This window comes from Methylobacterium sp. Leaf104 (assembly GCF_001422885.1).
Lineage (GTDB): Bacteria > Pseudomonadota > Alphaproteobacteria > Rhizobiales > Beijerinckiaceae > Methylobacterium.
Window position 1 is genome coordinate 450,829 of the sequence record NZ_LMMZ01000001.1, and the last position, 20,926, is coordinate 471,754.

Annotated in this window: 23 protein-coding genes; 14 read left to right on the top strand and 9 right to left on the bottom strand. The window is 70.0% G+C overall.

The window, feature by feature from the left end; translation table 11 throughout:
• Nucleotides 1-42: 42 nt before the first annotated feature.
• On the bottom strand, nucleotides 43-1,077 hold the full coding sequence (locus ASF49_RS02115; RefSeq protein ID WP_056466891.1) for an aspartate-semialdehyde dehydrogenase: 1,035 nt from the start codon (nucleotides 1,075-1,077) through the stop codon (nucleotides 43-45).
• A gap of 268 nt (nucleotides 1,078-1,345) precedes the next feature.
• Nucleotides 1,346-2,359 carry an LLM class flavin-dependent oxidoreductase gene (locus ASF49_RS02120; protein WP_056466893.1) on the bottom strand — a complete coding sequence of 338 codons (1,014 nt, stop codon included), beginning with the start codon at nucleotides 2,357-2,359 and terminating at the stop codon, nucleotides 1,346-1,348.
• A 229-nt stretch (nucleotides 2,360-2,588) separates the two neighbouring features.
• Between ASF49_RS02120 and ASF49_RS02125 the strand changes: the two genes are divergently transcribed.
• On the top strand, nucleotides 2,589-3,473 hold the full coding sequence (locus ASF49_RS02125; protein WP_243214323.1) for a hypothetical protein: 885 nt from the start codon (nucleotides 2,589-2,591) through the stop codon (nucleotides 3,471-3,473).
• A 103-nt stretch (nucleotides 3,474-3,576) separates the two neighbouring features.
• On the top strand, nucleotides 3,577-3,984 hold the full coding sequence (locus ASF49_RS02130) for a hypothetical protein (RefSeq protein WP_056466896.1): 408 nt from the start codon (nucleotides 3,577-3,579) through the stop codon (nucleotides 3,982-3,984).
• Nucleotides 3,985-4,073: 89 nt separating this feature from the next.
• On the opposite strand, the gene leuB is transcribed toward ASF49_RS02130, so the two are convergent.
• Nucleotides 4,074-5,180: a 3-isopropylmalate dehydrogenase gene (gene leuB, locus ASF49_RS02135; protein WP_056466898.1), complete on the bottom strand. Its 1,107-nt coding sequence runs from the start codon at nucleotides 5,178-5,180 to the stop codon at nucleotides 4,074-4,076.
• Between the two features lie 62 nt (nucleotides 5,181-5,242).
• Entirely contained in the window at nucleotides 5,243-6,205 is a 963-nt protein-coding gene (locus tag ASF49_RS02140) for a polyprenyl synthetase family protein (protein ID WP_056466900.1), read from the bottom strand.
• Nucleotides 6,206-6,323: 118 nt separating this feature from the next.
• On the opposite strand from ASF49_RS02140, the gene mtgA reads away from it, so the two are divergent.
• The 4 genes from mtgA (at nucleotide 6,324) to ASF49_RS02160 (ending at nucleotide 9,438) form a co-directional block, all read left to right on the top strand.
• The gene (gene mtgA / locus ASF49_RS02145; protein ID WP_279292494.1) at nucleotides 6,324-7,022 is read left to right on the top strand and encodes a monofunctional biosynthetic peptidoglycan transglycosylase; all 699 of its coding nucleotides are present in this window, start codon (nucleotides 6,324-6,326) and stop codon (nucleotides 7,020-7,022) included.
• 99 nt (nucleotides 7,023-7,121) lie between these two features.
• Nucleotides 7,122-7,688, top strand: coding sequence for a hypothetical protein (locus tag ASF49_RS02150; RefSeq protein ID WP_056466910.1), 567 nt, complete (start codon nucleotides 7,122-7,124; stop codon nucleotides 7,686-7,688).
• Between the two features lie 92 nt (nucleotides 7,689-7,780).
• Entirely contained in the window at nucleotides 7,781-8,545 is a 765-nt protein-coding gene (locus tag ASF49_RS02155) for a histidine phosphatase family protein (RefSeq protein ID WP_056466913.1), read from the top strand.
• Nucleotides 8,542-9,438 carry an NAD(P)H-hydrate dehydratase gene (locus ASF49_RS02160; protein WP_056466916.1) on the top strand — a complete coding sequence of 299 codons (897 nt, stop codon included), beginning with the start codon at nucleotides 8,542-8,544 and terminating at the stop codon, nucleotides 9,436-9,438. Before ASF49_RS02155 ends, ASF49_RS02160 begins: the two co-directional genes overlap by 4 nt.
• A gap of 44 nt (nucleotides 9,439-9,482) precedes the next feature.
• Here ASF49_RS02160 and ASF49_RS02165 read toward each other — a convergent pair whose 3' ends face one another.
• Complete coding sequence (locus tag ASF49_RS02165) at nucleotides 9,483-10,724, bottom strand: argininosuccinate synthase (RefSeq protein ID WP_056466919.1); 1,242 nt, start codon at nucleotides 10,722-10,724, stop codon at nucleotides 9,483-9,485.
• A gap of 204 nt (nucleotides 10,725-10,928) precedes the next feature.
• On the opposite strand from ASF49_RS02165, the gene ASF49_RS02170 reads away from it, so the two are divergent.
• The 8 genes from ASF49_RS02170 to atpC all read left to right on the top strand — a co-directional run bounded on the left by ASF49_RS02170 (nucleotide 10,929) and on the right by atpC (nucleotide 18,005).
• Entirely contained in the window at nucleotides 10,929-11,555 is a 627-nt protein-coding gene (locus ASF49_RS02170) for a 2-hydroxychromene-2-carboxylate isomerase (protein WP_056466922.1), read from the top strand.
• Nucleotides 11,556-11,641: 86 nt separating this feature from the next.
• Nucleotides 11,642-12,340, top strand: coding sequence for a DsbA family protein (locus ASF49_RS02175; protein ID WP_056466925.1), 699 nt, complete (start codon nucleotides 11,642-11,644; stop codon nucleotides 12,338-12,340).
• A gap of 259 nt (nucleotides 12,341-12,599) precedes the next feature.
• Nucleotides 12,600-13,172 carry a F0F1 ATP synthase subunit delta gene (locus ASF49_RS02180; RefSeq protein WP_056466930.1) on the top strand — a complete coding sequence of 191 codons (573 nt, stop codon included), beginning with the start codon at nucleotides 12,600-12,602 and terminating at the stop codon, nucleotides 13,170-13,172.
• A gap of 69 nt (nucleotides 13,173-13,241) precedes the next feature.
• Nucleotides 13,242-14,771, top strand: a complete 1,530-nt coding sequence (gene atpA, locus ASF49_RS02185) for a F0F1 ATP synthase subunit alpha (protein ID WP_056179751.1) — start codon at nucleotides 13,242-13,244, stop codon at nucleotides 14,769-14,771.
• Between the two features lie 115 nt (nucleotides 14,772-14,886).
• Nucleotides 14,887-15,762 (top strand): F0F1 ATP synthase subunit gamma, encoded by an 876-nt coding sequence (locus ASF49_RS02190; RefSeq protein WP_056466933.1) that lies wholly within the window; start codon nucleotides 14,887-14,889, stop codon nucleotides 15,760-15,762.
• Nucleotides 15,763-15,807: 45 nt separating this feature from the next.
• Nucleotides 15,808-17,268: a F0F1 ATP synthase subunit beta gene (gene atpD / locus ASF49_RS02195; RefSeq protein ID WP_056466935.1), complete on the top strand. Its 1,461-nt coding sequence runs from the start codon at nucleotides 15,808-15,810 to the stop codon at nucleotides 17,266-17,268.
• 4 nt (nucleotides 17,269-17,272) lie between these two features.
• On the top strand, nucleotides 17,273-17,521 hold the full coding sequence (locus tag ASF49_RS02200; protein ID WP_056466938.1) for a hypothetical protein: 249 nt from the start codon (nucleotides 17,273-17,275) through the stop codon (nucleotides 17,519-17,521).
• Between the two features lie 82 nt (nucleotides 17,522-17,603).
• Nucleotides 17,604-18,005, top strand: a complete 402-nt coding sequence (gene atpC / locus ASF49_RS02205) for an ATP synthase F1 subunit epsilon (protein ID WP_056466941.1) — start codon at nucleotides 17,604-17,606, stop codon at nucleotides 18,003-18,005.
• Nucleotides 18,006-18,026: 21 nt separating this feature from the next.
• On the opposite strand, the gene ASF49_RS02210 is transcribed toward atpC, so the two are convergent.
• Genes ASF49_RS02210 through ASF49_RS02225 form a run of 4 tightly spaced genes read right to left on the bottom strand, consistent with a single transcriptional unit; the run spans nucleotide 18,027 to nucleotide 20,770 of the window.
• The gene (locus ASF49_RS02210) at nucleotides 18,027-19,265 is read right to left on the bottom strand and encodes a CCA tRNA nucleotidyltransferase (protein WP_056466944.1); all 1,239 of its coding nucleotides are present in this window, start codon (nucleotides 19,263-19,265) and stop codon (nucleotides 18,027-18,029) included.
• Nucleotides 19,262-19,519 carry a DUF6111 family protein gene (locus ASF49_RS02215; RefSeq protein WP_056466945.1) on the bottom strand — a complete coding sequence of 86 codons (258 nt, stop codon included), beginning with the start codon at nucleotides 19,517-19,519 and terminating at the stop codon, nucleotides 19,262-19,264. The genes ASF49_RS02210 and ASF49_RS02215 overlap by 4 nt, the downstream gene beginning before the upstream one ends.
• Nucleotides 19,520-19,553: 34 nt before the next feature.
• The gene (locus ASF49_RS02220; RefSeq protein ID WP_056466948.1) at nucleotides 19,554-20,195 is read right to left on the bottom strand and encodes a CoA pyrophosphatase; all 642 of its coding nucleotides are present in this window, start codon (nucleotides 20,193-20,195) and stop codon (nucleotides 19,554-19,556) included.
• On the bottom strand, nucleotides 20,192-20,770 hold the full coding sequence (locus ASF49_RS02225; RefSeq protein ID WP_056466951.1) for a DUF1285 domain-containing protein: 579 nt from the start codon (nucleotides 20,768-20,770) through the stop codon (nucleotides 20,192-20,194). The genes ASF49_RS02220 and ASF49_RS02225 overlap by 4 nt, the downstream gene beginning before the upstream one ends.
• Between the last annotated feature and the right edge of the window lie 156 nt (nucleotides 20,771-20,926).

Below are 20,926 nucleotides of genomic sequence, written 5' to 3' on the forward strand. Positions count from 1 at the left end.
GGCCGCTGAGGATTCAGCGGCCGATCTCGGGAAGTGTCGAGCTCAGGCGGCCGCCTGCGCCCGCTTCAACAGCTTCCGGTTCACCAGCATCTCGGCGATCTGCACGGTGTTGAGCGCCGCGCCCTTGCGCAGGTTGTCGGCGACGCACCAGAAGTTCAGGCCGTTCTCGACCGTGGCATCCTCGCGGATGCGGGAGACGTAGGTGGCGTCCTCGCCGGCGGCTTCGTGCGGGGTCATGTAGCCGCCGGGCTCGCGCTTATCGACCACCATCAGGCCGGGGGCCGAGCGCAGGATCGCGGTGGCCTGTTCGGCCGTGATCGGACGCTCGAACTCGACGTTGACGGCCTCGGCGTGGCCGATGAACACAGGCACGCGCACGGCGGTGGCCGTGAGCTTGATCTTCGGGTCGAGCATCTTCTTGGTCTCGGCGACCATCTTCCACTCTTCCTTCGTGTAGCCGTCCTCCATGAACACGTCGATGTGCGGGATGACGTTGAAGGCGATGCGCTTGGAGAACTTCTCCGCCTTGATCTCGCCGGCGGTGAAGACCGAGCGGGTCTGCTGGAACAGCTCGTCCATGGCGTCCTTGCCGGCGCCGGAGACCGACTGGTAGGTCGCCACCACCACGCGCTTGATCGTGGCGGCGTCGTGCAGGGGCTTCAGCGCGACCACGAGCTGCGCCGTGGAGCAGTTCGGGTTGGCGATGATGTTGAGCTTGGAGAAGCCGTTGATGGCGTCCGGGTTCACCTCCGGCACGATCAGCGGCACGTCCTGATGGTAGCGGAACGCCGAGGAGTTATCGATCACGACGCAGCCGGACTGGCCGATGCGGGGCGACCATTCCTTCGAGGTCTCGCCGCCGGCCGACATCAGGCAGATGTCGGTGTCGGAGAAGTCGTACGAATCGAGCGCCTTCACCTTCAGGATCTTGTCGCCGAAGGATACGTCCTGGCCGGCCGAGCGGCGCGAGGCGATCGCCACCACCTCGTCCGCCGGAAAGGCGCGCTCGGACAGGATGTCCAGCATCTCGCGGCCCACATTGCCCGTGGCACCCACGACGGCGACCTTGTAACCCATGGTTCCTCACTCCGCTCTGCGCGGGCGCCGAGGGCCGGGGCGGCGCCCGCCGGTCTGGCGAGCCGCAGCGTCCGGGTCCGGCGCCGTTCTCAAGCCTCCCTGCCGTGCGCCGAGCCACCTGCCGTGGCCGGCGGCCCGCCGGCCGCGAAGGTTTTCGCGGCCCGATCCCGGTCCGCTCTATCCGGCGACCACCGCATCGCAGCATGAGTCGCCAAGCGCGGGAGCAAGACGCCTCGCTCCCGCCGCTGTCAAGGGTCGGGCGCCCCGATCACGCCACCAGGGCGGTCGGGGCGGAGCCGAGGGTGTCCCGCGCCTCCGCCAGGATCGCGTAGGAGCGCCGCCGGGCCGCCGGCTCGTGGATCGCCGCCGCGACCATGATCTCGTCGGCGCCGGTCTCCTGGATCAGGTCGGCGAGCCCCTGTCGCACGGTCTCGCGCGAGCCGACGAGGGCGCGCGCCAGCATCCGCGAGGCCTGGGCCTTCTCGTGCGGCGCCCAGTAGGTCTCGATGTCGTCGATGGGCGGACGCAGGAGGCCGCGCGTGCCGCGCACGAGGTTGGTGAATTGCTGCTGGGCTGAGGTGAACAGCCGGCGCGCCTCGGAATCGGTCTCGGCCGCCACCACGTTGATGCCGATCATCGCATGCGGCCGGCTCAGCTGAGCCGAGGGCTGGAAGCGCTCGCGGTAGATGGCGAGCGCCGGCAACAGCTGCTCGGGCGCGAAGTGCGAGGCGAAGGCGTAGGGGAGTCCCAGCATCGCGGCGAGCTGCGCGCCGTACGTGCTCGAACCGAGGATCCACAGCGGCACTTTCAGGCCGGTTCCCGGAACGGCCTGGACCGCCTGCCCTGGCTGCGGATCGCCGAGGAGCGCCCGCAGCTCCAGAACGTCCTGCGGGAACGTGTCGGCGGCGTCGGGCGAGCGCCGCAAGGCCCGGGTGGTGCGCGGGTCGGTGCCGGGGGCACGCCCGAGGCCGAGGTCGATCCGCCCGGGGAACAGGGTCTCCAGGGTGCCGAACTGCTCGGCGATCACCAGGGGCGCGTGGTTCGGCAGCATGATACCGCCCGCGCCGACGCGGATCGTCCGGGTACCGGCCGCGACGTGCCCGATCACGACGGCGGTCGCCGCGCTGGCGACGCCGATCATGTTGTGGTGCTCGGCGAGCCAGAAACGACGGTAGCCGTGCGCCTCCGCGTGGCGGGCGAGGTCCACGCTGTTGCGCAGGGCGTCCGCGGGCGTCGCACCCTCGGGCACGAAGGCGAGGTCCAGGACGGAAAGGGGGATCATGGATTCCTTAATCTGTGTCTCAAGCAACAACCCCGTTTCTTCAGATCGCGACGGGCACGGCCCGCTGCAAGCCGGGGCCGGCATGTGCCGCCCGCATGGGTCGATACCAAGGATTCACCCTGTCGCCCGAAAGCCGGCATCCGCCGCACCTTCGGAAACCCGGACTTGTCGGGGAGCGGGGCAGGATCGGCGCGGGCGGTGCACGGCCGCCGGACAACCCCGGAACGCGATGCGAACGGTTCTCGAGCAGGACGGCGTCAGACAGGTCGTCACGGCCGGGGCGGAGCGGCGGCGTCCGCTCCTGGCGGTGCGCCGCGCGGGACGGGTCGTCGCGGCGAGCGCCGCGATCGCAGCCTTGAGCGTCCTCGTGTTGCAGGAGCGACCCCACCCCGTCGCGCCCTCGCCAGAGGCCCAGGGCGGGTCCGGCTTCGTGCCCGCCTCCGCGCAGGCCGTCCGGCCTGCGATGCCGATCACCCTGACGGCCCCCCGCTTCCGCCTCGACGACCCCGAGGCGATCGAGCGGCCCCGCGCGGAGGCCGCGCGCCGAAATCCGATGAGCGGCCGGCGGGAGGATGTCCTGGTCCAGGGGGGCTTCGACACGATCGAGGCGCCCTACCTGCGCCTGATCCTGTCCGAGGCCGCCGAGAGCGATCCGGGCCTGGGCCTGTTCGTGACCCTGGCCCGGCGGGCCGCGGACGGTCAGGCCCTCGCGGTGATCCGCACCGGCGAGCGGGGTACGCTCGAGACGAAGTTCGGCCCGATGGAAACCCTGGAGGTGACCCTCGGCGGCGAGGGCAAGCGGACCTGCACCGGTTTCGCCAGCCTGGGGGCCGGGGCGCTCCGCCTCGACGGCTGGCTCTGTGCCCCCCTCGGTCAGGCGCCCGAGCCCCGTGCCATCGCCTGCCTCCTCGACAAGGTCGCGCTGAACGGTCAAGCGTGGCCGGAGATGGAGGCCGCCTTCGCGATGGTCGAGGCGCGGCGCGATCCGCGCTGCGCGCCGCAGGGCACGCGGGCCCCCATGCGGGAGATCGGGACCGAGACGGGATCGATCTCCGATCGGGGCACACGAAAAAATGAGGCCAAACTGCGGCGATCTCGCGAAGCGCGGCCATAATCCGGGAACCTCGGCCGCGCTGGCACGTCTTCCCCCCATACGGAGGCCGCAGTTTCTTAAGGAAGCCCGGCCTACAGTCCCACAGCTTCAACGAAGGTGCGTCATGCGCTCTGTCTCGATTGCCCTGATGGGTGCCCTCACGCTCGCAGCCGTCGGCGCGAACACCGCCGCCGAGGCCCAGGGGCGCTACGCGCCGGCCGGCTACCGCGTCAGCCAGCCGCTGCCGATCCGCATCCGTCCGCGCAGCTGGCTCGATGCCGGCAACGTGGTCGAGGCGAATAACGGCTCGGTCAGCAACCCGGCGACCAACCCGCAGTTCATCACGGCGAGCTACCTGAACTCGCCGCCCTACGGCCGCAACGATCGCTTCGGCGGCGGCATCCTGCCCGATCCGATCACCAACGGCCCGTTCATCGGCGCCCGCTCCAGCGCGATCCGCAACGTCGACTTCTCGGCCGTCGACGCGATCGACCCGACCTCGTACGTCTCGCGCTTCGGCAATCCCTACTAGGTCCGGCGCTCGGGCCGGACATGCGACGGGCCCCTCACGGGGCCCGTTTTCGTTTGGCGTGTCGTGTCTTCGGATACCGCGGGCTGCGGTCAGCCGGCGGCGTGCGTCAGCTCGCGGATGATCGCGTCGCCCATCTCGGCCGTGCTGATGGGCGTGACGCCCTCGGCGGCGATGTCGCGGGTGCGGGCACCGGAGGCAAGCGTGCGGGTGACGGCCGCGTCCAGCAGGTCGGCCGCCTCGCCGAGGCCGAACGAGTAGCGCAGACACATGGCGAGCGAGCCGATCATGGCGATCGGGTTGGCGTAGCCCTTGCCGGCGATGTCCGGCGCCGAGCCGTGGACGGGCTCGTAGAGGGCCTTCCGGCTCCCCTTGGCGTCGACGGCGCCGAGCGACGCGGAGGGCAGCATGCCGAGGGAGCCGGTGAGCATCGCCGCCACGTCCGAGAGCACGTCGCCGAACAGGTTGTCGGTGACGAGCACGTCGTACTGCTTCGGACGTCGGACCAGCTGCATGGCGCAGTTGTCCGCGAGCACGTGCTCGAGGCTGACGTCGCCGTACTCGGAATGGACCCGGGTCACGACCTCCTTCCAGAGGACGCCCGACTTCATCACGTTGTGCTTCTCGGCCGAGGCGACCCGGCCCGAGCGCTTGCGTGCGAGATCGAAGGCCACGTGCGCGATCCGCTCGATCTCGGCCGTGGTGTAGACCTGCGTGTCGACGGCGCGCTTCGAGCCGTCGGGCAGGGTGGTGATCTCCTTCGGCTCGCCGAAATAGACGCCGCCGGTGAGCTCGCGCACGATCATGATGTCGAGGCCTTCGACCAGCTCGCGCTTCAGGGCCGACGCATCGGCGAGGGCCGGGTAGCAGATGGCCGGACGCAGGTTGGCGAAGAGGCCGAGATCCTTGCGCAGGCGCAGGAGGCCCGCCTCGGGCCGGATCTCGTAGGCGACATCGGCCCATTTCGGGCCGCCCACCGCGCCGAGCAGGATGGCGTCGGCGGCATCGGCCCGGGCCAGGGCCTCGTCCGTCAGGGGCTTGCCGTGGGCATCGATGGCACTGCCGCCGACGAGGTCGCGCTCGATCTCGAAGTGGGCGAGACCCAGCGCGTCCAGGGCGTCGATCACCTTCTCGACTTCGGCCATCACCTCGGGGCCGATGCCGTCGCCGGGGAGGAGGAGGAGCTTGTAGGAGGTCATGGGATCAACTCGCGATGGATATTCGGAGGACGGAAGCGGTCGGCCCGCCGTCGGATCTGGCGTCAGACCTTGCGCGCCACCGTGAACCGCGCCGCCTGCCGCAGGGTCTCGGCCTTGTCGCCCCAGGACGCCACGGCCGCCTCACAGACGCCAACGAGACGGTCACACTCGGCCCGCGCCCCGTCGAGGCCGAGGCGGTCGACGAGGGTCGCCTTGCCGGCATCCTTGTCCTTGCCGGTGGCCTTGCCCATGGTCTCGGGCGAGGCCTCGCGGTCGAGGATGTCGTCGGCGATCTGGAAGGCCTGGCCCAGGGCATGGCCGTAGCGCAGCAGCGCCCTGCGCTGGTCCGGCGTGGCGCCGCCGACGATCGCGCCAGCTTCCACCGAGAAGGCCAGGATCGCGCCGGTCTTCATCGCCTGCATCTGCAGGGTATCGTCGACGCCGAGCGACACGGGTCCGAAACGGCCCTCGGCGCCGAGGTCGAGGAGCTGGCCGCCGACCATGCCGCCGAGGCCCGAGGCCTTGGCGAGGCCGAGGACGAGGTCGGCGCGCACGGACGGGTCGGGCTGCCAGGCGGAATCGGCCAGGATCTCGAAGGCCAGGGTCTGGAGGGCGTCGCCCACCAGGATCGCGGTGGCCTCGTCATAGGCCTTGTGCACGGTGGGCTTGCCCCGGCGCAGGTCGTCGTCGTCCATAGCCGGCATGTCGTCGTGGACGAGGGAGTAGCAGTGCACCAGCTCGATGGCCGAGCCGGCCGCGAGGGCTCCGGTCTCGGAGCCGCCGAGCATCCGGGCGGTCTCGATCGCGAGGAACGGGCGCAGGCGCTTGCCGCCGCCGAGGACGGCGTGGCGCATCGCCTCCATCAGGCGCATCGGCCGCGTGATCTCGCCGGCCTGCGTCTCCGGGGTGAGGCGCTCGGCGAGATAGGCCTCCACCGTGTCCGCGACCGTGGCAAGCCTGTGGGAAAACGCGTCGACCGGGGCATCCGCCTTGACCGAAGCGTGGGATCCTTGCGTTGAGGTCATGTTCGGTCGGGCCTTCGGTCAGACGTGGTCGTGTCGTGGGTGGGGGGAGGTTCGAATTCAGGATCGGGAGGAGAGCGCGGAGCGGCCGTTGCGGCAGGTTTCGGCGCGCCCGATGCCGATGCGCGAGGCATCCGGCCGACGGCGGACCGGGGGCGTGCGGCGGATCGTCAATCTCATCCTGCTCCTCCCCGTCATCGGCCTCGTCCTCTTATTGTCGCTCGCGCTCGTCTATAGTGCGCTGACCCCGCCCTCAACCCTGATGCTGGGACGATGGTTGACGCTGAAGTCCGTCGACCGGCAGGCTGTCGGCCTCGACGCGATCTCACCCTACCTCGTCCAGGCAGTCGTGGCCTCGGAGGATCAGCGCTACTGCCTGCACAACGGTGTCGACTGGGGCGCCCTGCGCGACGTCGTCGACGACGAGGAGGGGCCGAGCCGGGGCGCCTCGACCATCCCGATGCAGACGGTGAAGAACGTCTTCCTGTGGCCGGGCCGCTCGGTGATCCGCAAGGCCCTGGAGATCCCCCTGGCCCTGGTGGCCGACACCCTGTGGGGCAAGGCGCGCACCATGGAGATCTACCTCAACATCGCCGAATGGGGGGAGGGGGTGTTCGGTGCCGAGGCCGCGGCGCAGCGCTGGTTCGGCAAGCCGGCCCGCGCCCTGACTCGCGGGGAGGCGGCCCTGCTCGCCGCCGTGCTGCCGAACCCGATCCTGCGCAATCCCGCCCTGCCGTCGCGCGGCGTGCGGGCTCAGGCCGCCCGCATCCAGGCACGGATGAACGGCGTCTCGGGCCTGATGGGCTGCCTGAAACGGTAGCCCGGGGCGACCGGATCGGCTACCTGCCGCCCCAGACCTGCCGACAATTCAGATTTCCCGGCGACCAGGCCCAGCCGCCCCGCGGGCGAGAGACAGACGATGACCCAGCCGACCTTCGAACTCACCCTGGAGCGCATCGCGCTGATTCGCCGGATCGTGGTGGCCTGGAACCCCGAGGGCGTCGGCGCGCCCATCGTCCATCCCGACGCGCCCTACGGCAGCACCGACCGCGACGGCGACATCTTCAACGTCACCGGCGACGACGACGGCGCCGACGCGGAGCACCGGGCACTGGGCGACGCCCTCGCGGTGTTCACCGCCAGCGCCGTCCTGAAGCCGGGGCGCTACGCCTACCACAACACCCTGGCCAAGCTCGCCTCCGACGATGTCGGCGACGTCTTTCGCGACGAGGCCACAGGCGAGACGCCCGAGCACGTCACCTTCGACGTGACGGCCGAGCAGGTCGCCCGCGTGCGGGTCCTGGCGATCCGCTGGGATGATACCCGCGACGTGCCGGCCGTGGACACGGACGCTCCCTACGGCCCGGGCACCGACCTGCCGGCCGAGCACCGCGAGATGCAGCCGGTACTCCAGATCTTCCTGCGCTACGCCGATCTCGGTCCGGGCGACTTCACCCGCACCGATGCGGGCTGGCAGCCGGCCTGACCCGCGCCCGTTGCGTCTGGAACGACGCAGGGAGCGAACGGGTCGGCCCGCAGGAACGTTGCCGAGGTGGAACAAGCCGAGGACCACGACGGATGCTGCAACGCTGGCCGAGCCGGATCTGGATCGTCCGACACGGCGAGAGTGCGGGCAATGTCGCGCGCGACGCCGCCCATGACGCCGGGCTCGAGCGCATCGACATCGCCGAGCGGGACGTCGACGTCCCCTTGAGCGATCGCGGCGGACAGCAGGCCGAGGCGCTCGGGCGCTGGTTTTCCGAGATGCCGGAGGCGGAGCGCCCGAACGTGGTGCTGACCTCGCCCTACCTCAGGGCACGCCAGACCGTGGCAGGCATCCGCCAGGCCGGCGGCGTGGCGCCGGATGCGCCGGACGATTACGTCGACGAGCGGCTACGCGAGAAGGAACTCGGCCTCCTCGACCGCCTCACCCGGACGGGCATCGAGGCGCTCCATCCCGAGCAGGCCGAATTGCGGGCCCGCCTGGGCAAGTTCTACTATCGCCCGACCTGCGGCGAGAGCTGGTGCGACGTCGTCCTGCGCCTGCGCAGCGCCATGGACACGGTCTCCCTGCATCACGGCGAGAAGCGCGTCCTGATCGTCGCCCACCAGGTGGTGGTGCTCTGCCTGCGCTACCTCATCGAAAACCTCAGCGAGGCCGAGATCCTCGGCATCGATGCGGAGGGCGACGTGCTGAACTGCTCCGTGACCGAGTACGCCTTCCAGGCGGAGGAAGGGTCCACCGGCCGCCTGCATCTCGCGCGCTACAACTTCGTCGCTCCGGTGCAGCGGGCCGGCGCCCCCGTCACTGCCGAACCCTCGCTGACGGAGGACGTGCGATGACCGGGACCGAACTCGACGCGGCGTGCCTGCGGGAGCGCCCGCTCCCGACCCCGGAGGCCGGCAGCAAGGACGATCGGGGCAGCGTCCTCGTCCTCGGCGGCTGCGCCGAGGTGCCGGGCGCCGTCTTCCTCGCCGGCGTCGCGGCCCTGCGGGCGGGCGCGGGCAAGCTCAAGATCGCCTCGGTCGAGTCCGTCGCGGTGGCGCTGGCGCTGGCCGTGCCGGAGGCCATGGTGATCGGTCTCCCGGAAACCGATGCGGGCGAGATCGCGGCCGAGGCGGCGGCGCCGCGCATCGCCAAGGCCGCCCGGCGCTGCGACGCGGTCCTGCTCGGACCTGGCATGAACACCTGCGAGGTCACCACGGCGCTGGTCCGCACGCTCCTCGCGGATCAGGACGAGACCGCCTACGTGCTCGATGCGGGCGCGATCTGCGGTCTCGCCGCCCATGCCGGGACGATCCGCGCCCTCAAGGCGCCGCCGGTGCTGACGCCGCATGCGGGCGAGATGGCGCAACTCCTCGGCTGGGAGCGCGAGGCGGTCGAGGCCGATCCGCTGGATGCGGCCCTGCGCGCCGCCGAGATGCTGCGGGCCGTGGTGGTCATGAAGGGGGCCGAGAGCTGGATCGTCGCCCCCGACGGCGCGCGCTGGCACTTCGGCGGCGGCGGCGTCGGACTGGCCACATCCGGTTCGGGCGACGCCCTCGCGGGCCTCGTCACCGGCATCCTCGCCCGGGGCGCCGATCCGCTGACGGCCGCCCTGTGGGGCGTCTACCTCCACGGCGAAGCGGGCGCCCGGCTGGCCCGATCGGTCGGGCCGGTGGGGTTTCTCGCCCGGGAGATCGCGGGCGAGGTGCCGCAGATCCTGCGGGCGTTCTCCGCAGGCCCGACCGGGTAGTCGGATCCCCTCGGGGGAGGGGACCCGCCGGGCCCCGTCAGCCCTCAGGCGCCGAGCTTCTTCTTGCGCTGGGCGAGCGTGCGCAGGCGCAGGGCGTTGAGCTTGATGAAGCCGGCCGCATCGCGGTGGTCGTAGGCCACCGCGCCCTCCTCGAAGGTGACCAGGTCCTGGTCGTAGAGTGAGTTCGGGCTGGTGCGGCCGATGACGTGGACGCCACCCTTGTAGAGCTTCAGTCGGACCTCGCCGGTGACCATCTCCTGGCTCTTGTCGATCAGGGCCTGCAGCATCTCGCGCTCGGGCGAGAACCAGAAGCCGTTGTAGATCAGCTCCGCGTATTGCGGCATCAGCTGGTCCTTGAGGTGCGCGGCACCCCGGTCCAGCGTGATCGACTCGATGGCGCGGTGGGCCGGCAGCAGGATGGTGCCGCCGGGTGTCTCGTACATGCCGCGGCTCTTCATACCGACGAAGCGGTTCTCGACGAGGTCGAGGCGACCGATGCCGTTGTCGTGGCCGAGCTGGTTGAGCCTGGCGAGCAGGCTCGCGGGCGACAGCCGCTCGCCGTCGATGGAGACCGCATCCCCCTTCTCGAAGCCGATGGTGATCACGGTCGGCGTGTCCGGCGCCTCCTCGGGCGAGCGGGTGCGCGAGTAGACGTAGTCCGGCACCTCGTCGGCGGGATCCTCGAGAACCTTGCCCTCCGATGAAGCGTGCAGGAGGTTGGCGTCCACCGAGAACGGGCTCTCGCCGCGCTTGTCCTTGGAGATCGGGATCTGGTGCTGCTCGGCGAAGGCGATGAGCTGCTCGCGGCTCTTGAGGTCCCATTCGCGCCAGGGAGCGATGACCGTGACGTCGGGCTTCAGCGCATAATAGCCGAGCTCGAACCGGACCTGGTCGTTGCCCTTGCCGGTGGCGCCGTGGCAGACGGCGTCCGCTCCGAGCTTCTCGGCGATCTCGATCTGCTTCTTGGCGATCAGCGGCCGGGCGATCGAGGTGCCGAGGAGATAGACGCCCTCGTACTGGGCATTGGCGCGGAACATCGGGAACACGTAGTCTCGCACGAATTCCTCGCGCAGGTCCTCGATGAAGATGTTCTCGGGCTTGATGCCGAGGAGTTCGGCCTTCTTGCGCGCCGGCTCCAACTCCTCGCCCTGGCCGAGATCGGCCGTGAAGGTGATGACCTCGCAGCCATAGGTGGTCTGCAGCCACTTCAGGATGATCGAGGTGTCGAGGCCGCCGGAATAGGCGAGCACGACCTTGTTGACGGGCTTCGGGTTCGCGTCGGTCATGGGCTCGCTTCCGGTTCGGGCATCGTGCGCTTCGGCGGCGCATCTGCGGCGTGATTGCGGCGGCTTATCAGCGGAGCGCGGGGCCGTGCAACCGCCGTGCCGTCGGACGCGTTCGCTCGGCGAGGCCGTGGTCGGGAAGCGCCTTGTCGCGAGCCCCCGGGCGGGCGACACTGACGACCATTCTCGATCCCGGAGATTCGACGCATGCCGCGCAGGCCGACCCTCGAATTCTGGTACGAGTTCGCATCGACCTATTCCTACCTCTCGGCGATGCGGATCGAGGCCCTGGCGGCGGCCTCCGGCGTCGAGATCCGCTGGCGCCCCTTCCTGGTGGGGCCGATCTTCGCCGCACAGGGCTGGAATTCCTCACCCTTCAACCTCTACGCCGCCAAGGGACGCCATATGTGGCGCGACGTCGAGCGCGAGGCGGCCCGCCTCGGGCTGCCGCCGGTCAAGCGTCCCGATCCCTTTCCACAGAACAGCCTCAGCGCCACCCGGGCGGCGACCTACGGCATGGACCACGACTGGCTCGTTCCGTTCTCGAAGGCGGTCTACGAGGCCGAGTTCGGCCGCGGACAGTCGATCGCCGAGCCGCCCGCCGTGGTGTCGATCCTCGACGGTCTCGGCCTCGACGGCACGATCATCCTGAAACAGGCCGCGGCCGAAACGAACAAGGGGCGCCTGCGCGTCAACGGCGAGGAGGCCCGCTCGCGCGGCATCTTCGGAGCGCCGACCTTCCTCACGGACGACGGCGAATTGTTCTGGGGCAACGACCGCCTGGAACAGGCCCTCGCCTGGGCGGGGGGCGACCGGCCCGGGGCGATGCGCTGAGGCGCGCGTCTGGCGGTCCGGAGCCGGTGGGTCTAGAAGCCGGGCCGTTCCCACGCTTCCCGTCCCCACCTCTCCAGGGCCGCCCCATGAGCTTCGCGACACCGGGCCTCGACCGCCGGCGCTTCCTCCTCGCCTCCGCTGCCCTCGCCTCCGCGGGGCCGGTTCTCGCGCAGGACTACGGCCAAGCCTTCAAGGTCGACAACGACGATGGTCGCCCGGTCGCCAACATGCGCCTGCCCGGCGAGATCGTCGGCGAGATCCCGGCCCTGCGCGGCGTGACCTATGTCGGCCCGGCGGAGGCCGAGACGACCCTGTACGAGTTCTTCGACTACAACTGCCCGTATTGCCGAAAGGCGGCGGCCGACATGGTCTCGCTCAGCGAGAGCGACCCGTCGCTGCGAATCGGCCTGATCAACAATCCGATCCTGGCTGTGCAGTCGGCCCAGGCCGCCAAGGTCGCCCTGGCGATCCAGCGCAAGCTCGGCTCGGCCGCGGCCTGGAGCCTGTACCGGACTCTGCTCGGCAAGCCCGGCAAGATCGATGGACCCGGTGCCCTCAAGGCCGCCGCCAAGCTCGGCGTGCCCGCCACCGAGATCGAGAGCATCGCCGACAGCGAGGAGGTCCGTCTCGCCCTCAAAGCGCAGATGCGCATGGCGGCCGATCTCGGCCTCACCGCAACACCCTCCTACGTCCTCGGCAATACCGGCCTCCTCGGCCATCCCGGTCCGAAGGCGCTGGCCCGGATGATCGCCGCGACCCGCCGCTGCGACCGGATCACCTGCTGAGACCGCGGCCTCACCTTCGCCACCGTTTGCCCGCATCGGAACAGGGTTCGGCATCTCGCGTTGCACAACGCTCCGGCGCAAGTTCCGTCGTCTTGCGCCCCCCGGACACGCATGCTAGGCCCTCGCCGCGCCGGAAGGGCGGGTTTTTCATGGCCCGCGCAGACCGGCACGTTCCCAATCCTGACGGTTTCGAAAGCCCGCGCCGACGACGGTGCGACACGGCCGGAGCCCTCAGGCAGGATTGAAGAGAGAGCGGCGCGTGGCGCAGAACGGTTCCGAGGCGGGTTCCCCGGTTGCAGGCGTAGCGGCGCGTTACGCGTCGGCCTTGTTCGAACTGGCGCGTGACGAGCGCGACGTCGATGGCGTCGCGGCGAGCCTCGACCGGTTCGACGCGATGCTGAAGGAGAGCGCCGACCTGCGCCGCTTCGTGCGCAGCCCGGTCTTCTCGGGCGCCGAGCAGGAGGCCGCCATCGTCGCCCTCCTGGAGAAGTCCGGCATCGGCGGCATCGGCGGCAACTTCATCCGCCTCGCCGCCGCCAACCGCCGCCTGTTCGCGCTCCCCGACATGATCCGCGCCTTCCGCACCCTGGTGCGCGAGTCGAAGGGCATCGTGCGCGCCGAGGTGACCGTCGCCGAGCGTCCCTCCGACGCCGTCGTCGAGGAGATCAAGGCCTCCCTGCGCGACGTGGCGCGCTCCGAGATCGACCTCGACCTCAGGATCGACCCCAGCCTGATCGGCGGCCTCGTGGTCAAGATCGGCAGCCGCATGGTGGACGCCTCCCTGCGCACCAAGCTCAACGGTATTCGCCTCGCGATGCGGGAAGCCCGGTAAGGACCTTCGAGGTCCGACCGCTTCCCGTTCCCCACCCCATTCATTCAATCCAAGACAAGAGGCCCGACGATGGACATCCGCGCCGCCGAGATCTCCGCGATCCTGAAGGATCAGATCAAGAACTTCGGCCAGGAAGCCGAGGTCACCGAGGTCGGTCAGGTTCTGTCCGTCGGTGACGGCATCGCCCGCGCCTACGGCCTCGACAGCGTCCAGGCCGGCGAGATGGTCGAGTTCGAGTCGGGCGTGCGCGGCATGGCCCTCAACCTCGAGCAGGACAACGTCGGCATCGTGATCTTCGGGTCCGATCGCGACATCAAGGAAGGCCAGACCGTCAAGCGCACCGGCGCCATCGTGGACGTGCCGGTCGGCAAGGCGCTGCTCGGCCGCGTCGTCGACGCCCTCGGCAACCCCATCGACGGCAAGGGCCCCATCGCCACCACCGAGCGCCGCCGCGTCGACGTGAAGGCCCCGGGCATCATCCCGCGGAAATCGGTGCACGAGCCGATGGCCACCGGCCTCAAGGCCATCGACGCCCTGATCCCCGTCGGCCGCGGCCAGCGCGAGCTCATCATCGGCGATCGCCAGACCGGCAAGACCGCCATCGCCCTCGACACCATCCTGAACCAGAAGCCGGCCCATGCCGGCACCGACGAGAACGCTAAGCTCTACTGCGTCTACGTCGCCATCGGTCAGAAGCGCTCCACCGTCGCCCAGTTCGTGAAGTCCCTGGAGGACAACGGCGCGCTCGAGTACTCGATCGTCATCGCCGCCACCGCCTCGGACGCCGCGCCGATGCAGTTCATCGCGCCCTTCGCCGGCTGCGCCATGGGCGAGTATTTCCGCGATAACGGCATGCACGCCGTGATCGTGTACGACGATCTCTCCAAGCAGGCCGTGGCCTACCGCCAGATGTCCTTGCTGCTGCGCCGCCCGCCGGGCCGCGAGGCCTATCCGGGCGACGTGTTCTACCTGCACTCGCGCCTGCTCGAGCGCGCCGCCAAGATGGGCGATGCCGCCGGCAACGGCTCGCTGACCGCGCTGCCGGTCATCGAGACCCAGGCCAACGACGTCTCGGCCTACATCCCCACCAACGTGATCTCGATCACCGACGGCCAGATCTTCCTCGAGACCGACCTGTTCTACCAGGGTATCCGCCCGGCGGTGAACGTCGGCCTCTCGGTCTCTCGCGTGGGCTCCTCGGCCCAGACGAAGGCGATGAAGAAGGTCGCCGGCAAGATCAAGGGCGAGCTCGCCCAGTACCGCGAGATGGCCGCCTTCGCGCAGTTCGGCTCGGACCTCGACGCCTCGACCCAGAAGCTCCTGAACCGTGGCTCGCGCCTGACCGAGCTCCTGAAGCAGCCGCAGTTCTCGCCGCTGAAGATGGAGGAGCAGGTCGCCGTGATCTATGCCGGCGTGAACGGCTACCTCGACACCCTGCCGCTGAACAAGGTCCGTCCGTTCGAGGACGCCCTGCTCTCGGCCCTGCGCACCAAGCACGCCGACCTCCTCACCAAGATCCGCGACTCGAAGGACCTGTCCGACGACAGCGCCAAGACGCTGAAGGGCGTCGTCGAGAGCGTCGCCAAGTCCCTGGCGTAGAGCTTCGACAGCACGACCGGCTGCCCCCGGGTGGCCGGACCTCAGTGAGAGCAGGCGCCCGGGTCGTTCGGGCGCCTCGCCTTGAGCGGCAGCGGATGGATCTGGAAGTCACCCCATGGCGAGTTTGAAGGATCTGCGGAACCGCATCACCTCGGTGAAGGGCACGCAGAAGATCACCAAGGCGATGCAGATGGTCGCCGCCGCCAAGCTGCGGCGCGCCCAGATGGCCGCCGAGAGCGCGCGTCCTTACGCCGAGAAGATGTCCCAGGTGCTCGGCAACCTCGCGGCGAACCTCGTCGGCGGCGTGCAGGGGCCCCGGCTCCTGTCCGGCACCGGCTCGGAGAAGACCCACCTGCTCGTCGTCTGCACCGCCGATCGCGGCCTGTGCGGCGGCTTCAACTCGTCGATCGCGCGTCTCGCCCGTGAGCATGCCCGCAAGCTCGTGGCCGAGGGCAAGACGGTGAAGATGATCACCGTCGGCAAGAAGGGCTACGACCTGCTTCGTCGTCAGTTCCGCGACGAGATCATCGAGAACCGCGACCTGCGCGGCAACAAAGCGGTCGACTACGAGTTCGCCGCCGAGATCGCCGATAGCATCATCGCCCGCTTCGATGCCGGCGAGTTCGATGTCGCGACGCTGTTCTACTCGCGCTTCCGCTCCGTGATCTCCCAGATCCCGACGGCGCAGAAGCTCATCCCGGCCGAGCTTCCGGAGACCGGCGCGACGGCCCCCGACGCCGCCCTCCAGTTCGAGCCGAGCGAGGAGGCCATCCTCGACACGCTGCTCCCGCGCAACCTCACCGTCCAGGTGTTCCGCGCGCTCCTGGAGAACGCCGCCTCCGAGCAGGGCGCCCGCACCGGCGCGATGGATTCCGCCACGCGCAACGCGGGCGAAATGATCAAGAAGCAGACGCAGATCTACAACCGGACGCGTCAGGCCATGATCACCAAGGAACTCATCGAGATCATCTCGGGCGCCGAAGCGCTCTAAGCGCACCCGACGCCCTGACCGCAACGTATCCAAAGGACCCGTAACATGGCGAACACCGCGATCCCCGGCGCCGGCTCGAACAAGGTCGGCAAGATCACCCAGGTCATCGGCCCCGTGGTCGACGTTCACTTCGACGGCCACCTGCCCGAGATCCTCAACGCTCTCGAGACCAAGAACAACGGCAGCCGTCTCGTTCTCGAAGTCGCCATGCAGCTCGGCGAGAGCACGGTGCGCTGCATCGCCATGGACACCTCGGAAGGTCTGGTCCGCGGCCAGGAAGTCACCGACACCGGCGAGGCCATCAAGGTCCCGGTCGGCTTCAACACCCTCGGGCGCATCATGAACGTCATCGGCGAGCCGATCGACGAGGCCGGCCCGATCCAGTCGGACACCCTGCGCGCCATCCACCAGCCGGCACCCGCCTATTCCGAGCAGTCCACCGAGTCGCAGATCCTCGTCACCGGCATCAAGGTGGTCGACCTCCTCGCCCCCTACGCCAAGGGCGGCAAGATCGGCCTGTTCGGCGGCGCCGGCGTCGGCAAGACCGTGCTGATCATGGAGCTCATCAACAACATCGCGAAGGTGCACTCCGGCTACTCGGTGTTCGCCGGCGTCGGTGAGCGCACCCGCGAAGGCAACGATCTCTACCACGAGATGATCGAGTCCAAGGTGAACATGGACCCCAAGGAGCATAACGGCTCGGCGGAAGGCTCCAAGTGCGCCCTGGTCTACGGCCAGATGAACGAGTCCCCCGGCGCCCGCTCGCGCGTCGCCCTCACCGGCCTGACCATCGCCGAGGACTTCCGCGACCAGGGCCAGGACGTGCTGTTCTTCGTGGACAACATCTTCCGCTTCACCCAGGCCGGCTCGGAAGTGTCGGCGCTCCTCGGCCGCATCCCGTCGGCGGTGGGCTACCAGCCGACGCTGGCCACCGACATGGGCGCCCTTCAGGAGCGCATCACCACCACCACCAAGGGCTCGATCACCTCGGTGCAGGCGATCTACGTGCCGGCCGACGATCTGACCGACCCGGCGCCCGCCGCCTCGTTCGCCCACCTCGACGCCACGACCGTGCTGTCGCGCTCGATCGCCGAGAAGGGCATCTACCCGGCCGTGGATCCGCTGGACTCCACCTCGCGCATGCTCAACCCCGCCGTCCTCGGCGAGGAGCACTACGAGGTCGCTCGCAAGGTCCAGCAGACCCTGCAGCGCTACAAGGCCCTGCAGGACATCATCGCGATCCTGGGCATGGACGAGCTCTCGGAAGAGGACAAGCTCACCGTCGCCCGCGCCCGCAAGATCGAGCGCTTCTTCTCGCAGCCCTTCTCGGTGGCCGAGATCTTCACCGGCTCGCCGGGCATCCAAGTTCCGCTGGCCGACACGATCAAGGGCTTCAAGGGCCTGGTGAACGGCGAGTACGACGACCTGCCGGAGGCGGCGTTCTACATGGTCGGCACGATCGAGGACGCCAAGGAGAAGGCGAAGAAGATCGCCGCGGCGGCCTGAGGTCTTGAACGCGAAGGTCGTTCTCCTCCTCGTCGGTCTCGTGGTCGGCGGTCTCACCGGGTATCTGACCCGGCCCGAGGCCGCCGAGATCAAGATCGGCTCGTTCAGCCTCGAAGTTCAGGGTGATGCGCCGGCGGGAACCCGCGGCGGATCCCTGACCACGGGCCAGATGCAGCATATCGGCATCTTCGCCGTCATCGGCGCGGTGCTGGGCCTCGGGATCGGCTTCGTCGCCGATCGCCGCCGGGCCTGACGACGAACACGACGGCGCGCGCCTTCCGGGCACGGCGCGCCGTCACTCCGCACAGACAACCCGAGCCGGGATCCTCGACCTCATGGCCACCTTCCAGTTCGATTTCGTCGGTCCCGAGCGGACGCTGTATTCCGGCCAGATCGAGGCCGTGCAGCTGCCCGGCATCGAGGGCGAGATGACGGTTCTCCCCGGCCATGCTCCCGTGCTCACCGCCCTCAAGGTCGGGGTCATCGTCATCAACGAGGCCGGCCACACCGGCAAGCGCGTCCTGGTCCGCGGCGGCTTCGCCGATATCGGTCCGACCTCCGTGACGGTGATCGCCGAGCGTGCAAACCCTTTCGAGGAGATCTCGCCGGAATCGCTCGATCGCGACATCGAGGCCGTCGAGATGTTGCGCGATGCGACCGAGGACTTCGCCAAGAAGGACGAGCTCACCGGCCAGATCGTCCAGCTGCGCGACGCCAAGGTCGCCCTCAACTTCTGAGGGCCGACGGCGTTCGAGATCCTACCCGGTCGCGCGCTCGAGCAGGGTCTCGCGCGCGGCCGCATCTTCCGGGCAGCCGATATCCAGCCACAGGGCGCGCGCCCGGGCGAGCCGGCGACCGATCTCCGGACCGGGCCGGATCCCTCGCGCCACCAGATCGGCGCCCGTGAGGGGAAACTTCGGGGCCGTCACCCGGCCGCTCACGAGATCGTCGAGATAGCTCCCGGCCTCCGGTGTGACGACCGGATTCCGTTCTCGCTGGGTCGCCCCGTATGCCAGTCCCAGGGCGGCCCGATCGTGGTCGGCCGCCAACCGGCGCATCTCGGTGGCGTCGATCGTGGCGCGTCCGTGCAGGGCTCCGAGAGCCCGTCCATAGGCCGCCAGCGCCGCGTGTTCGACCTTCGAGAGCCGCAGGTCGGCCTCCAGACGCCCGGCATCGATGTCGGACCACATCGCCAGCGCGGCCAGGCGCTCGATCGCCGACGTTCCGGTGCCCTGGGCGACGACGCGGATGAAGCGGCCGAGATCGCCGAGGCCGCCGATCAACCGCATCAGCAGCCCGGTCTCGCTCAGGGGCTCGACGGCAGCGGGCGCGCCCGGGGCCGACAGCAGCTTCAGCAATTCTGCTCGGATGCGCTCGCGCGAGAGGCCGTCCAGGGCATCCCGAGCGGCGATGCAGGCCGACAGGCCCTCCGGGTCGGGAGGTCCGGCCCCGTAGCGGGCATGAAACCGGAAGAACCGCAGGATGCGCAGGGCGTCCTCTCGGATGCGCGTCCGCGCCTCGCCGATGAAGCGCACCCGGCCGGCCTTCAGGTCCTCGATTCCGCCGGTGGTGTCGTGGAGCGTGCCGTCGGGTGCGAGGGAGAGCGCGTTGATGGTGAAGTCCCGGCGCTGCGCATCAAGGGCGAAGTCGCGGCCGAACCGCACGACGGCATGGCGACCATCGGTCTCGACATCCTCCCGCAGGGTCGTGACCTCGAAGGCGGCCTCTCCCGCGAGCACGGTGACGGTGCCGTGCTCGATCCCGGTCGGGATGGCGCGCAGGCCGGCCGCCTCGACCTTCGCCATCACGGCCTGCGGCCGCAGCGTCGTGGTCAGGTCGATGTCGTCGCCCGCGCGTCCGAGCAGGGCGTCGCGCACGCAGCCGCCGACGAGGCGGGTGGCCTCGCCCTCGGCTGCCAGGGCGGCGAGGACGCGTCGGACCTCCGGCCTGTCGAGGAGGCGCGCGAGGCCCGCTTCGTCGAGGGCTTGCCCGCTCACTGGAAGCGCCCGGGCACGACCTGCCCGTTCTCCAGATGCGGCGGCACGTAGCCGCCGCGATGGCGCTCGCTGAACAGACCCGTCGCCACCAGGGACACGATGACCAGCACGAGGCCCGCCAGGGTCAGGCGGAAGGCCTGCCCATCCCAGTGCGCACCGTGGTCCGGCCGGCGCCCGCGGATCGCGAGGTAGACCGCGAAGAGCAGGAACGGGGAGAGGAAGATCAGGAGTTCTTCGAGGACGCGGCGAATCATGATTGTCTCGGGGGGCGGGTGAGCGGGCGCGGCGTCACGGGAAGAGGCGCTCCTGCAGGTTGTTGACGATCCCGGCCGTGACGCCCCAGATCCGGAACTCCCCGTAGGTGATGGCGTAGTAGCGCCGGTGCCGCCCGCGCCAGACCGCGCTCTCGATGCGGCGCTGGCTCGGATCGAGGAGGTGGCTCAAGGGAACCTCGAAGGTGGCGGCGACCTCGTTCGCGTTCAGGGTCAGGCCCGCTTCCGGGTCGACGAGGCCGAGTACGGGCAGTACCAGGAAGCCGGTCGCCGAGAGATAGGGATCGAGATAGCCGAGGACACGGATCGCCTCGGCGGGAAGGCCGACCTCCTCGCGCGCCTCGCGCAGGGCGGCATCGGCCGGGCTCGGATCGTCGGGCTCGATCTTTCCGCCCGGAAAGGCGATCTGCCCCGAATGGTCACGCAGGTGTGCGGCCCGCACGGTGAACAGCACGCTGGGGCCGCCCGCCCGGGGCAGCACGGGCACCAGCACCGCGGCGCGCCGGTGTGGGCGCTCCGGCACCGCCGCCGCGTCGGCCCCGTCGAGGTCGTGGTCGCCGCGCGGGTTCGCGGTCGGGGCGCCGTCACCGGGCGGGTCCGCAGACAGACGGGCGGTGGCCCGCGCGACGAGGTCGGCCAGCGCGTCGGGCTGCCTCATGCGCTCTCGGCGGGGGCGATGCGGTGGAAGGCGCCACCGGCCGCGACGCCGAGCCAGCCGTCCTGCTCCTCGACCAGGGCGAGGAGGTCGTGGGTCAGCGCCCGGGTCAGCAGCGCCCAGAGGTCGCGGCGGACATGGACGTAGGGGCGCAGGCCGCCGCCCGCATCCTGTTCGAAGCGCAGGGCATGGCCGGCATCCACCGGCACGAGGTCGTCGACATTGGTGCGGAAGGCGATGCGCCGCCCCGGACCGTCGCCCTCGACCGCCATCTCCACGGCGACGAAAGGCGCATCCTCCACCGTGATGCCCACGCTCTCCACGGGGGTGACCAGGACGTAGCCGCCATCGGGCTCGTGCCGGAGGATCGAGGCGAACAGCTTGACGAGGGCCGGGCGGCGGATCGGTGCACCATCGTGGTGCCAGGTCCCGTCGGCCGCGATCCGCATGTCGATCGCCCCGCAGAACGGCGGATTCCAGCGCTCCACCGGCGGCGGGCCACGGCGCGCCGCATCGCCGAGGGCGGCGCTGAGGCGGTCGATCGTCGGATCGGCGGCGGGCGGGACTAGGTCGGTCATGCGATCACAAGATAGCGCATCCGGACGACGGGGGAACGGCGGCGCGACGTCCTCCCGGCGCGATCACGTCCTCCGAGCGTCGTTCGGAGGCCGCTCGCGTCGGCCTGAACCCTGCGTCGTCGCGCCGACCTTGCCAGCGTGGCGCAAAGGGCGCCA